The organism is Pseudarthrobacter sp. TRD_SC_9 (assembly GCF_055361265.1).
Genome location: NZ_CM143956.1, coordinates 1,829,638 through 1,841,771, shown reverse-complemented (window position 1 = coordinate 1,841,771; position 12,134 = coordinate 1,829,638). Strand labels below are relative to the sequence as shown.

General features: G+C 62.7%; 12 protein-coding genes. 3 read left to right on the top strand and 9 right to left on the bottom strand.

Annotated features, from left to right (window positions below; all coding sequences use genetic code 11):
• Positions 1–14 precede the first annotated feature (14 nt).
• Complete coding sequence (coaE, locus tag ACWA13_RS08620; RefSeq protein WP_463937705.1) at positions 15–677, bottom strand: dephospho-CoA kinase; 663 nt, start codon at positions 675–677, stop codon at positions 15–17.
• Between the two features lie 22 nt (positions 678–699).
• On the opposite strand from coaE, the gene ACWA13_RS08615 reads away from it, so the two are divergent.
• Entirely contained in the window at positions 700–1,410 is a 711-nt protein-coding gene (locus tag ACWA13_RS08615; RefSeq protein WP_463937704.1) for an IMPACT family protein, read from the top strand.
• A gap of 113 nt (positions 1,411–1,523) precedes the next feature.
• Here the strand turns inward: ACWA13_RS08615 and rpsA are convergent, their stop codons facing one another.
• The 3 genes from rpsA to polA form a co-directional block, all read right to left on the bottom strand.
• Entirely contained in the window at positions 1,524–3,002 is a 1,479-nt protein-coding gene (gene rpsA, locus ACWA13_RS08610) for a 30S ribosomal protein S1 (RefSeq protein ID WP_463937703.1), read from the bottom strand.
• Positions 3,003–3,191: 189 nt separating this feature from the next.
• The gene (locus ACWA13_RS08605; RefSeq protein ID WP_463937890.1) at positions 3,192–4,487 is read right to left on the bottom strand and encodes a GNAT family N-acetyltransferase; all 1,296 of its coding nucleotides are present in this window, start codon (positions 4,485–4,487) and stop codon (positions 3,192–3,194) included.
• 204 nt (positions 4,488–4,691) lie between these two features.
• The gene (gene polA / locus ACWA13_RS08600; RefSeq protein ID WP_463937889.1) at positions 4,692–7,331 is read right to left on the bottom strand and encodes a DNA polymerase I; all 2,640 of its coding nucleotides are present in this window, start codon (positions 7,329–7,331) and stop codon (positions 4,692–4,694) included.
• A gap of 193 nt (positions 7,332–7,524) precedes the next feature.
• On the opposite strand from polA, the gene ACWA13_RS08595 reads away from it, so the two are divergent.
• Positions 7,525–7,995 (top strand): hotdog fold thioesterase, encoded by a 471-nt coding sequence (locus ACWA13_RS08595; RefSeq protein ID WP_463937702.1) that lies wholly within the window; start codon positions 7,525–7,527, stop codon positions 7,993–7,995.
• Here the strand turns inward: ACWA13_RS08595 and ACWA13_RS08590 are convergent.
• The 5 genes from ACWA13_RS08590 to ACWA13_RS08570 all read right to left on the bottom strand — a co-directional run bounded on the left by ACWA13_RS08590 (position 7,987) and on the right by ACWA13_RS08570 (position 11,325).
• Positions 7,987–8,535: a dihydrofolate reductase family protein gene (locus ACWA13_RS08590; RefSeq protein WP_463937701.1), complete on the bottom strand. Its 549-nt coding sequence runs from the start codon at positions 8,533–8,535 to the stop codon at positions 7,987–7,989. The two genes, ACWA13_RS08595 and ACWA13_RS08590, sit on opposite strands and share 9 nt — an antisense overlap.
• A gap of 38 nt (positions 8,536–8,573) precedes the next feature.
• Positions 8,574–8,795, bottom strand: a complete 222-nt coding sequence (locus ACWA13_RS08585) for a hypothetical protein (RefSeq protein WP_463937700.1) — start codon at positions 8,793–8,795, stop codon at positions 8,574–8,576.
• Positions 8,795–10,003 carry an anion permease gene (locus ACWA13_RS08580; RefSeq protein ID WP_463937699.1) on the bottom strand — a complete coding sequence of 403 codons (1,209 nt, stop codon included), beginning with the start codon at positions 10,001–10,003 and terminating at the stop codon, positions 8,795–8,797. Before ACWA13_RS08580 ends, ACWA13_RS08585 begins: the two co-directional genes overlap by 1 nt.
• Positions 10,004–10,170: 167 nt before the next feature.
• Positions 10,171–10,863, bottom strand: a complete 693-nt coding sequence (locus ACWA13_RS08575; RefSeq protein WP_463937698.1) for a hypothetical protein — start codon at positions 10,861–10,863, stop codon at positions 10,171–10,173.
• An 18-nt stretch (positions 10,864–10,881) separates the two neighbouring features.
• A complete protein-coding gene (locus tag ACWA13_RS08570; protein WP_463937697.1) occupies positions 10,882–11,325 on the bottom strand; it encodes a VOC family protein in 444 nt (147 codons plus the stop codon).
• Between the two features lie 162 nt (positions 11,326–11,487).
• On the opposite strand from ACWA13_RS08570, the gene ACWA13_RS08565 reads away from it, so the two are divergent.
• Positions 11,488–12,108, top strand: a complete 621-nt coding sequence (locus tag ACWA13_RS08565) for an L-threonylcarbamoyladenylate synthase (RefSeq protein ID WP_463937696.1) — start codon at positions 11,488–11,490, stop codon at positions 12,106–12,108.
• Positions 12,109–12,134: the final 26 nt, after the last annotated feature.

The following is a 12,134-nucleotide window of genomic DNA, read 5'->3' as shown; positions in this document are numbered from 1 at the left end:
GAGAGGGGCCGGATTCACCGCGGGCGTAAGCTCAGGCAGTCCCGGCCAGCCCGACCGTCATTGCCCGTCACTGCGGCCAGCGGAACCAGCCGCGACTCCCACAGGGTATCCACATGCCTGACCAGGGATTCCACGGTACCGGAATTGTCCAGGATGATGTCGGCCGCTGACAGTCGCTCCGCCCGGCTGGCCTGGGCCGCCATCCGAGCGCGTGCATCCTCTTCGCTCATGCCGCGCTGCGCCACCATGCGCTGCACCCGGACGTCTTGGGGGGCATCCACCACCACTACAACGTCGAAGGACGAGGCCTGTCCGGTTTCCACCAGAAGGGGGATGTCCTGGACCACGATGGACCCGGGTCCGGCTTTCCCCGCCTCCGAGAGCAGTTCAGCAGCACGCGCCCTGACCAGCGGATGGACGATGGCATTCAACTTCTCGCGGAGCGCCTGGTCCTTGAACACCAGGGACCCGAGTTTCGCACGATCCAGACTGCCATCCCCGCTGAGGATGGCGCCACCAAATTCATCGACGACGGCGGCAAGGCCGGGAGTGCCACGTTCCACCACCTCACGGGCCAGGGCATCAGCATCGATGACCGTCGCGCCCAGTTCACGGAACCTTGTAGCCACCACTGATTTGCCGGACGCGATGCCGCCCGTGAGTCCGATCTTCAGCATTCCACCAGACTAGACTGAACCGGTGCCGGATGTTGATGCTGACCCACCAAGCCAGGAAAGCCGGGCCACCGCCTACTCCACCCTCGCCGCGGGGCAGGACGTCCGGACCGAGCTGGAAATCAAGCGTTCCCGGTTCCTCACCGTGCTCCGCCGAACGGATAGTGAAGCTGACGCACGGGCGCTGGTTGCCGGGCTCCGGCGTGAATTCCACGATGCCAGGCATCACTGCTCGGCATTCGTGCTGGGCCCGGACCGGGATGTACAGCGTTCCAACGACGACGGCGAACCCTCCGGAACTGCGGGCCTGCCCATGCTCGAGGCACTGACAAGGCGGGAAACGGGTGCCGGCGCTGCTGACTTGAGTGACATTACCGCCGTCGTTGTCCGGTATTTTGGCGGGATCCTGCTGGGCGCCGGCGGGCTGGTCCGCGCCTACTCGGAGTCCGTTTCCTCTGCCCTGGACGCCGCTCCCCTGGTACGGCGCAGCCGGCTGCGGATCTGTTCCACTGAAGTCCCGCACGCGCAGGCCGGACGGCTGGAGAACGAACTCCGAGCTGCGGGCTTTGTGATGGCAACATCCAGTTACGGAGGGCAGAACACCGTCCTTCGACTGGCGCTGCCGGATGCCGCGGCCGGCATTTCCGCAGCCGCGGACCGCTTGCTGTCCCTAACTGCCGGCACCGCCATACTCACCCCTGAAGGAACGGAGTGGGTGGATATTCCGCTCCCCTGAAGTGTCCCTGGCTGGGAATCTCACCTGCAGGGCAGGTATTCCTCAAACGCAACAGGCCCCTGCCAGATGGCAGGGGCCTGTTGCGTTTGACCCGGTGACCGGGCCGGCGGCAATTAGTTGCCGGTCAGCTTCTCGCGGAGAGCAGCAAGAGCCTCGTCGGAAGCCAGGGTACCGGCTCCGACGTTAGCCTCCGGAGCGGGCTCCGAGGAGTAGCTGGTAGTACCCGAATCGCTCTCACCGGACGTTGCAGCGGCAGCGTCGTCGGCAGCGTGCTGGGCAACCTGCTTCTTGTGGGCTTCCCAACGGGTCTGGGCGTCAGCGTACTGCTGCTCCCAGGTTGCGCGCTGGGTCTCGTAGCCTTCAAGCCACTCGTTGGACTCCGGGTCGAAGCCCTCCGGGTACTTGTAGTTGCCCTCTTCGTCGTACTCTGCGGCCATGCCGTAGAGTGCCGGATCGAATTCGGTGCTCTCGGCGTCGACGCCCTCGTTAGCCTGCTTGAGGGACAGCGAGATCCGGCGGCGCTCCAGGTCGATGTCGATGACCTTGACGAACAGTTCGTCGCCAACGGAGACAACCTGCTCGGCCAGCTCTACGTGGCGCACTGCGAGCTCGGAGATGTGGACCAGGCCTTCGATGCCGTCTTCGACACGAACGAACGCGCCGAACGGAACCAGCTTGGTGACCTTACCCGGCACAACCTGGCCCAGGGCGTGGGTGCGGGCGAAGGTCTGCCACGGATCTTCCTGCGTAGCCTTGAGCGACAGGGAGACGCGCTCGCGGTCCAGATCGACCTCGAGAACCTCGACGGTAACTTCCTGACCAACCTCGACCACCTCGGACGGGTGGTCGATGTGCTTCCAGGACAGCTCGGAAACGTGAACGAGGCCGTCTACGCCGCCCAGGTCCACGAAGGCACCGAAGTTGACGATGGAGGAAACGACGCCGGGACGAACCTGGCCCTTTTCCAGCTTGTTGAGGAACGTGGAGCGGACCTCGGACTGGGTCTGCTCGAGCCAGGCACGGCGGGAAAGGACCACGTTGTTGCGGTTCTTGTCCAGCTCGATGATCTTGGCTTCGATCTGCTGACCGATGTACGGAGCCAGGTCGCGCACACGGCGCATCTCGACGAGGGATGCCGGCAGGAAGCCGCGCAGGCCGATGTCGAGGATAAGACCACCCTTGACAACCTCGATGACGGTACCGGTGACGACACCGTCTTCTTCCTTGACCTTCTCGATGTCGCCCCAGGCACGCTCGTACTGAGCGCGCTTCTTGGAGAGGATCAGACGGCCTTCTTTGTCTTCCTTGGTGAGCACCAGTGCTTCAACCTGATCGCCGACGGAGACGACGTCTCCGGGATCAACATCGTGCTTGATGGAAAGCTCACGGGAGGGGATGACACCTTCGGTCTTGTAACCGATGTCGAGCAGGACTTCGTCGCGGTCGACCTTGACGACGGTACCTTCGACGAGGTCTCCGTCGTTGAAGTACTTGATGGTGGCGTCGACAGCTGCGAGGAAGTCCTCAGCGGTACCGATGTCGTTAATGGCGACTACGGGGGTACCGGGCTTCTCGGTGGAGGTGATGGTCATGTAGTAGGGGCTCCGTTGTGGATAGTGAGTCGGTCAGGCTGACCGCCGCTCCTACGCATGGGCGCTGAAGCAGAACACGGCAAGGCGCCGGATCATCCTGATTTGTGGATTATGGTGAAAATAAAAGATGCGTGCACGTAGTACACGCCCGTTCATTCTAGTGGAGCCGGGCAACCCGGGTCAAAGCGCCTAGAAATGCGTGAGGCAGTGGGCAGGACGTTCGACCGCGAACATCCGCGCGGCGCGGAACGCCGCCCCCGGCTGATGCTCGACGATGACTCCCGCGGCCGCGAGTGTCACCGGGCTGACGCCGCCGACGTAGATGGAGGACAACGCCGAGATGTCCAGTTCCAGATCGGGAGTCTGCGCAGCCCCGCTTCCAGCGTCGCGCACAACTCCAGCGCCGCCGTCGACCTCCAGAACATAAGTGCCCTCCACGAAACCCAGCGGATCCGATACCTTGAGCACCAGGGATCCATCGGCAGGGTAATGCCGCGCTTCCAGCGCCTTTCCGGCGTCCAGAATCCGCAGCCACAGCATGTCCCGAGGCTCGGAAGCGGAAACGCAGCGCGCGTCGGTCAGTGCCCAGCGCAGCGGATCATCGACCGGGGCCTCCGCCCAGGTCACCTGTTCTACGAGGTCAATCGCCCCCAGGTATTGCCAGAGTTCCAGGTAGGCGTCGTTACTGGCGGCCACCAGGTCCACAATTTCCATGGTTGGCGGTGTATCCGACCAACCGCCGAACTTGTAGGAAACATAACCGTCGACCATACCGTCCGGGCCATAGTGCAGCGCCACCTTCACCTTTGGGTCTTCGCCGCCATCCCGGCTGACAGACCCCGAGGCGAGCTGGCGGTAAAACTCCTGCCGGCCCACTGACCCCGGCGTGAGCGCATGAAGGCGGTCAAAAACCGCAGGCGCCAGCTCCAACAAGGCCTTCGGGTCAGCCACTTCCACGGTCCCCGCGGGCACATGGTTCAGGACAAACCGGGCGCTGGTGTCCACCTTGATGGACTGTTCCAGTGTCGCAACGCCGAAGCCGAACCGCCCGTAAATCGACGCCTCGGAGGCAGTGAGGGCAGCGATCGCAATCCCTTCTTCACGGGCCGTTGCCAGGTCCTGTCCCATCATGGCCCGGAGCAGCCCACGGCGCCGGTGGGAGGTGCGGACCGTTACAGACGTGACGAGCTGCGCGTCCAGGAATCGGCCGAAGCCGACATTCAAAGTCTTGCGCAGCGTGGCAAAGGTGGCCACCGGAACCTCAGCGGGCAGCGAATGTTCAGCGACGGCGCCCTTTTGGTAGACGCCGGTATAGATGCGCTGATCAACGCGATTGAACGCGATAATCCTGTCCACATCTTCCTCGGACCGGCGCTGGTCATGGAAACCGAAGGTTACCGCGCGCGTCCATGCTGCCGATTGCCCGTAAGCCGGATCGCCCTTTGCTGCCGGAGAAAACCGGCGGATCTCGTAGTCCCCACTCATTTCAGCCACGAGGTTGAGCCTAGCCAATTAATCCTTCGTACCGCCACCACCACCCGGAGACGTGCCTGGGTGCGCTGTTCGGCAGTGACGCCATGGCAAAGATCCTGATCGCCGGTGATGGCCACCCGCCTCAAGTTGGGAACGCCGAAATCAGTGCGGAGGCGGGACGGGCTGCCGTCCCGCCTCCCTGCCGTGTTTCAGTACCTAGTGGCCGGCGTCGTACCAGGTGCGGCCTACGCCGATCTGCACCTCGAGCGGGACGGTCAGGTCCGCGGCTGCGCCCATCTGCTCGGTTACCAGCTTCTCCACGGCTGCCCGCTCCCCCGTGGCCACCTCAAGGACCAGTTCATCGTGGACCTGCAGCAACATCCGGGACTTCAGGCCCTGTGCCGAGAGTTCGGCATGGACGCCAAGCATTGCGCGCTTGATGATGTCCGCGGCAGAACCCTGGATGGGCGAGTTCAAAGCGATACGCTCGGCGTTTTCGCGCAGCTGACGGTCCGTGCTGGTGAGATCCGGAAGGTACCGCCGGCGGCCTTCAATAGTGGAGGTGTAGCCGTCGATCCGGGCCTGGTCCACCACGCCGCGGAGATAGTCGCGCACGGCACCGAACCGGTCGAAGTATTCCTTCATCAGCGTTCGTGCCTCGTCCACCGAAATCTCCAGCTGCTTGGAGAGGCCGAAGGAGGTCAGGCCATACGCGAGGCCGTAGGACATGGCCTTGACCTTGGACCGCATGGCACTGGTGACCTCCTCGGTGGGCACATGGAAGATGTTTGAACCCACGAAGCGGTGCAGGTCCTCCCCGTCCCGGTAGGCCTGAATCAAGCCCTGGTCGCCGGACAGGTGGGCCATGATCCGCATTTCGATCTGCGAATAGTCGGCGGAGAGCAGGCACTCATAGCCCTCGCTGACCACGAAGATGCCACGGACGCGGCGCCCCTCCTCACTACGGATCGGGATGTTCTGCAGGTTGGGGTTGTTGGACGAGATCCGGCCTGTAGCGGCAACATTCTGCGCGTAGGTGGTGTGGATCCGGCCATCCTCCGCAACAGATTTCTTGAGCGATTCGATCATCTGCCGCAGCTTGGCCGATTCCCGGTGCGCCATCAGCTGGACCAGGAACTCATGGCCGGTCTTCTCCAGCAGGTTTTTCAGGGATGCGGCGTCGGTGGTGTAGCCGGACTTGATCTTCTTGGTCTTCGGCAGCTGCAGTTCCTCGAACAATACCGTCTGCAGCTGCTTGGGCGAGCCGAGATTCACCTCGTGGCCGATCGCGGCGAACGCCAGTTCCTGCGCATTGTCGATTACTTTTGCGAGGTCCGCCATCTGCTCGTCCATACGGGCCAGATCGATCCCGATGCCGGCCATCTCCATGTCCGCAAGGACGCGGCTGACGGGCAGTTCAAGCGTGGACAGCAGCCCGGTTGCCTTGCGTTCCTGGAGTTCCGCTTCAAAGAAGCGGCTCAGGGCGAGGACGACGGCGCCCGTGTGGACGAGTGCGTCCGCAGCGGCGGCGTCGTCGCCGTCGAAAGCGAGCTCGAGCTGGCCTGCCTTGGTGGCGGGTGTGGAGACGACGACGTTCAGGTGGTGCTGGGCCAGTTCCGCCAATTCGTAGGTACGGCGGTCGGGCTGGATGAGATAGCCGGAGATCGCGGTGTCATCCACCACGCCTTCCAGTTCCAGGCCCCGGGCAGCCAGTGCCTTGAGTGCGCCCTTGTAACCGTGCATCACTTTGGGAGCTTCGGGGTCCCGGAGCCAGGCGGCCAGGACGTTCTCCGACTCGGCATCCTGTGCGGACAAGTCCACATATGCCGCTTCGCCATCCCGGACAATGGCCAGGGCGCTCGCGTCCTCGCCGATCCGTCCGGGAACGAGGTCGACGGCGACGGCGGAGCGCTGCCCAGTCCCCGCGGCCAGGAAGGCGGCCAGTTCCCCGTGCCCGGCAGGGGTGATGTACCCAGGGGTTTCGATGATCTCCCGTTCCGCCTCCTCCACTTCACTGCCGTACAGGGCGAACAGCCGGCTCCGGATGGTCTTGAATTCCAGTTCGTCGAAGAGCTCTTCCAGTGCGGCCTGGTCCGGGCGGGGATCGGCGAGTTCCTTGAGGGTCACCGGAAGGTCCAGATCGGTGTGCAGCCTGTTGAGCTTACGGTTCCGTCTGACGGATTCCACGTGTTCACGCAGGGCATCGCCCACTTTGCCGCCTATGGAATCAAGGTTGGCCAGCACACCTTCGAGCCCGCCATAGAGGTTGATCCATTTGGCAGCGGTTTTGGGTCCAACACCGGGCACGCCCGGCAGGTTGTCGGCGGACTCGCCTACCAGTGCGGCAAGGTCCGAGTACTCGGCTGGAGTGACGAAGTACTTTTCCTGGATGGCCGCGGCGTCCATGCGGGGAATGTCGCTGACGCCTTTCCTGGGGTAGAGCACAAAGACGTTGTCGGTAATGAGCTGAAAGGCATCGCGGTCACCCGAGACGAGCAAGACCTCGAAGCCGGCTTTTTCGCCCATGGTGGCGAGGGTCGCGAGGATGTCGTCTGCCTCGTAGCCGGGCATCTTGATGGTCTTGATGCCCCATGCGCCCATGACTTTGTCTATGAGGTCGATCTGGCCGCTCATCTCCCGGGGAGTTTCATTCCGGCCGCCTTTGTACTCGCTGTACTCAGTCTTCCGGTGGGTGGTGTCGTCGGAGACATCAAATGCGACAGCCACATGCGTGGGCTTCTGCTCCTTGATGAGGTTGATCAGCATTGAAGTGAACCCATGGATGGCGTTCGTGTGCTGGCCGCTGGCGGTGGAGAATTTGTCCGCGGGGAGTGCAAAAAAAGCACGGAATGCCATGGAATGGCCGTCCAGCACCAGCAGGCGCGGCTGATCAGTCAGGGGAATAACCGGTGCTTCGGTGGCCGAAACCCCTGCACCGGACGGCGGAACCGCAGCGTCCTGCGTGGCAGCATCATCCTGCGGGGAAAGGGTCTCAGAAGGAAGGGGCGCCGGTTTGGTAGTTTCACTCACAACTGCAAGCCTAGTTGCCATGATGGACAATTTCACGCCCGCGCCCTTCGCCGCGGAGCTGGCGGCTGCCGGCGTCCCCGACCACCTCCACGGCTGGCTGGGCCAGCGCGGAGTCGGCGCCCTGGTGGTCAAGCTGGGAATCCGCTTCAGCGAGCTGGGCCCTGAGCACTCGGTGGCCACCATGCCGGTCGAGGGCAACACGCAGGTGGCCGGCATTCTTCATGGCGGGGCGCATGTGGTGCTGGCAGAGACGCTGGGCTCCTTCGCGGCAGCGATTCATGCTGGCCCGGGACGGCACGCCGTGGGCATCGAAGTGGGAGCCACCCATCATCGCGCCATTGCCGCAGGCACCGTGACCGGAACCTGCACCGCCATCCACCTGGGAAAAACGCTCACCACCCACGAGATTGTGATGACGGATGAGCAGGGCCGGAGACTTTCGACGGCGCGCATCACCAATATGCTGCGGGACAACATCCCCTCAAGCTGATGACGGGAACCTGTACCGGTTCTCCACGATTCCGCTGCCAAGCTGCCGTGAGGACGTCAGCTGCAGCGGCGCCGTCGGGTTTGTCAATGGCAGCAGCCGCTTTCCGCTCCCCAGCACCACAGGGATCACAGAAAGAATCAGTTCGTCCAGTTTGCCGGCCGCGGCGAACTGGGCAGCCAGGTCTCCGCCGCCCACCACCCAGACGTTGTTCCCTGCAGCAGCCTCTGCCAGGTCGGGAATGAATTCGGCCACGTCGCCGCGCACGAACTTCACGTCCGCATTTGCCGGCACCCGGTACTCATGATGAGTGAACACCCAGCATGGGGTGCGGGGATAAGGCCAGACTCCCGGCTCGTGGTCCATAAGCCACTGGAATGTTGCCCCGCCCATCGCAATGCAGCCAACACCGGCCATAAACGAGTCGTAACTTTCGGCGCCGCCTTCAAAACCGTCAAACTGCAAGAGCCAGCTGAGGTCGTCGGTTTCCGTTGCGATGAATCCGTCCAGCGAGGCCGCCACAAAGTATTGAAAATCCGCCATGGCGCCATCCTAGCTGTGAACGGCTTCCCCGGCGCCTGCTATTTACTGAAGTACGGAATGATCAGGTAAAGGCCGAACAGGACGGCAAGGCCGCAAAGACCGAAACACACACCTGCCAGTACACGGAAGGTGGTAGGCGATTGTTCCTTGACGGTGCCGGCGATCGCAGTCAGCCGGACACCCAGGGAATAGAGGACGACGACGGTGACGGCAGCGCTCAGCGTGGCTCCGGCTACGATCAGCAGTTCGATCCACTTCATTATTCTTCGCCTCCTGTGGTGCCTGCTCCAGCTGTCCGTGCCTTCTTTTTCTTCTGAAACCTGACGGCTTCTCCGGCTTCCTCGACCTCCACGGCATTATGGTGGCCCACAGCCGATTTCCTCGAGTGCAGGAACATGTAAAGGACCGCCGAACTTCCGGCAACAGCAGCAATGATCACGCCGACGATGCCGGTCTTCACCAGCAGTGCGGTCAACGCGCCGACCACGCCGGCAGCGGGAAGGGTAAACAGCCAGCCCAGTGCGATCCGGCCGGCCGTTCCCCAGCGCACTGACGTTCCGCGGCGGCCCAGCCCTGACCCGATGACGGAACCGGAGGCGACCTGCGTTGTGGACAGAGCAAAGCCCAGGTGTGAGGACGCAAGGATCGCAGATGCCGTGCTCGCCTCGGCGGCAAAGCCCTGTGCGGGCTTGACCTCTGTCAGTCCCGATCCCATGGTCCGGATGATGCGCCAGCCGCCTGCGTAGGTTCCGATGGCGATGGCGAACGCACACGCCGCTATGACCCAGAACTGCGGGCCGGAGCCGGGCTCCTGGGTGCCCGCCGCGATCAGTACAAGGGTGATGATGCCCATGGTCTTCTGCGCATCATTGGTGCCATGGGCCAGGGCTACCAGGCTCGACGTGAAGATCTGTCCGGTGCGGAATCCGCCACGCTTCTGGGTCAGCTTGGTGCCCGTTTCCGGATCATGGCGGGAGGTGAGTGCATAGGCCAGGCGTGTGCAGATGTAGGCCACCAGGGCGGCAATCAAGGGAGCGAAGAGCGCAGGCAGGATAACTTTCTGCATCAGCGTCTCGAGGTTAACCGAATGGAAACCGATGCCCGCTATTGCGGCACCGATCAACCCGCCAAACAAAGCATGCGATGAGCTTGAGGGAAGTCCCTTGAGCCAGGTGATCATGTTCCAGAGGATCGCGCCCATCAGGCCGGCGAAAATGATGTCCGGAGTGATCTGGATGCCGTCATTGCCCTCGCGGATGATTCCGCCGGAGACGGTCTTGGCCACCTCCGTGGACAGGAACGCGCCAACCAGGTTGAGGATCGCGGCGAGTGTCACGGCAGCCTTGGGCTTGATCGCCCCGGTGGCGATCGGAGTCGCCATCGCATTCGCGGTGTCGTGGAATCCGTTGGTGAAATCGAAAAAAAGTGCAAGCGCTATGACCAGCGCCACCATGACGGTGATATCCACCTGTGCTCCATCTGCAGAGTCGACGTTCAGAGGTTCCGCTCCCCCGCCTGACAGGCGCCACAAGTTCACCAAAAATTTACCAAGGGTGAGTTGTGGAGTTCAGATGCCAGCGTGAAACCCTATAGATCGTACGCGGATGGAGTTGCAGACCCCAAACAGCGGTTGGGTCAGGGCGCAGTTCCGGTGGACCCGCCGGGTCCGGGGTTCCCTGCGTCAAGCCGCCCGGCCACCCGCTGCTCGATGGCGGCAATGGCGGCGTCGGGCAGTACCAGGAGGCCATCCAGTTCGCGGCGCGCGCGGCGATAGGCGCTCTGGCGCTCGGCCGGAGTGGCAGCATTGTCCCCCGCAAGCCTCAGCAGCTTCCGCGCAGTTGCAAGCCGTTGCCGCTCAACTTCGGTGAAATTCACGTCCTTAACGCGCCTCGCTTCACGTTCGGCGACGTCAAAGGCGGTTTCAAAATTCCTCACGGCTTCCCGGTAGCGGTCCGCCGCCCGCCCAGTAAGCTCGCCTGGGTCCTGGGGCCGGAGGCCATCGGCGTCGCGCTTGGCCCGGAGGAAAGAGACAGTCAGGGGCTCCCTGACATCGGTCATCATGGGATAGTCGATCAGCTTGCCCACATCCAGCTCATAATCCAGCCAGCGGCGGTTTACGGCATCGTGGGATGTGACCAAGGCCTCGACTTCGGCCGCGGTGGCACGGTCCTGGTCCTGCACGTAGTTTTTCAGTTGATACAGCTGGACCCTTCGCTCATGGCGGCGTTCAACTGCCTTGGACCAAGCCTTTGCCCAGCCGCCGATCACGCCGCTCAGCGGAAAAGCCAGCCACCAGTAATGTCCGAGGAACTCCAGGATCGGCTCCACGGCGGCTCAGTCGCTCCCCTAGCTGACGGTATCTGCGGCGGAAGCCTCGGCCGCAGGTGCAGCGATGTTGACCATCCAGGCCACACCGAACGGATCGGTCAACATTCCGAAGGTTGCACCCCAAGGGGCAGTCTCCAGGGGAACGGTGACGCTGCCGCCATCAACAAGCTTCTCCCAGTAGCCGCGCAAGCCGTTTTCGTCATCACCACTGAGCGAAATAGTGACAGCGCTTCCCGGGGAATACTCCATGCCGTTCGGGGTGTCTGCGCCCATCAGAACCATCCCGTTAGGGGCGGTGAGCATCCCGTGCATAATCTTGTTCGCTTCAGATGGATCATCGCTGGCATGGGAATCCCCGAAGGTGTTGAGCTCGAGGTCGCCGCCAAAAACACCCTGGTAGAAGGTCATGGCGTCCCGGGCGTTGTCGCGGAAACCGAGGTAGGGATTCAGTAAAACAGTCATGGCTGGACTCCTGGTTTTCTGTTGCGCATAGGTGTTGATGGGAGTTCATGCAGTTGTGATGTAACACCACCATCGTGCCGCAGTACAGCCGGGCTGCCTACCCTTCCATCAGCAATACAGCATCCGTTCTTGCATGACAGCTCGCTGACGTAGGCTCGATGCATGGCCCGTTATTTTGATGTCCATCCGCAGGATCCGCAGCCGCGCGCCATTGCCCAGGCGGTAGCAATCATTCGTGACGGCGGCCTGATCGCCTATCCCACAGACTCCTGCTATGCCCTGGGCGCCCAACTCGGAAACAAGGAAGCGCTGGACCGGATCCGCACCATCCGCCAACTCGATAGCAAGCACCATTTCACGCTGGTCTGCAAGGACTTTGCGCAGCTGGGGCAGTTCGTCAATATTGGCAACGACGTTTTCCGCCATATCAAAGCCGTCACGCCAGGCAGTTATACATTCATTCTTCCGGCCACCAAGGAAGTGCCGCGGCGCCTGCTGCACCCCAAGAAGAAGACTGTGGGAGTCAGGATTCCGGACAACCGGGTAGTGCAGGCCCTGCTCGCTGAACTCGGTGAACCGATCCTGTCCAGCACCCTGCTGCTGCCCGATGAGGACGATCCGCTGACCCAGGGCTGGGAGATCAAGGAACGCCTGGACCACGTGCTGGACGCCGTGGTCGATTCTGGCGACTGCGGACCTGAACCCACAACCGTGGTGGATTATTCAAGCGGAACCGCCGAAATAGTCCGCAGTGGAACAGGCGACCCCTCAAGGTTTGAGTAGCCTCTTGCGGACAAGTCCATGTTGAC

Coding starts and splice junctions, on each gene's coding strand:
- coaE (WP_463937705.1), bottom strand. CDS start 677: ATGCTGAAGATCGGACTCACGGGCGGCATCGCGTCCGGCAAATCAGTG.
- rpsA (WP_463937703.1), bottom strand. CDS start 3,002: ATGACCATCACCTCCACCGAGAAGCCCGGTACCCCCGTAGTCGCCATT.
- ACWA13_RS08605 (WP_463937890.1), bottom strand. CDS start 4,487: ATGAGTGGGGACTACGAGATCCGCCGGTTTTCTCCGGCAGCAAAGGGC.
- polA (WP_463937889.1), bottom strand. CDS start 7,331: ATGGCATTCCGTGCTTTTTTTGCACTCCCCGCGGACAAATTCTCCACC.
- ACWA13_RS08595 (WP_463937702.1), top strand. CDS start 7,525: ATGATGGACAATTTCACGCCCGCGCCCTTCGCCGCGGAGCTGGCGGCT.
- ACWA13_RS08590 (WP_463937701.1), bottom strand. CDS start 8,535: ATGGCGGATTTTCAATACTTTGTGGCGGCCTCGCTGGACGGATTCATC.
- ACWA13_RS08585 (WP_463937700.1), bottom strand. CDS start 8,795: ATGAAGTGGATCGAACTGCTGATCGTAGCCGGAGCCACGCTGAGCGCT.
- ACWA13_RS08570 (WP_463937697.1), bottom strand. CDS start 11,325: ATGACTGTTTTACTGAATCCCTACCTCGGTTTCCGCGACAACGCCCGG.
- ACWA13_RS08565 (WP_463937696.1), top strand. CDS start 11,488: ATGGCCCGTTATTTTGATGTCCATCCGCAGGATCCGCAGCCGCGCGCC.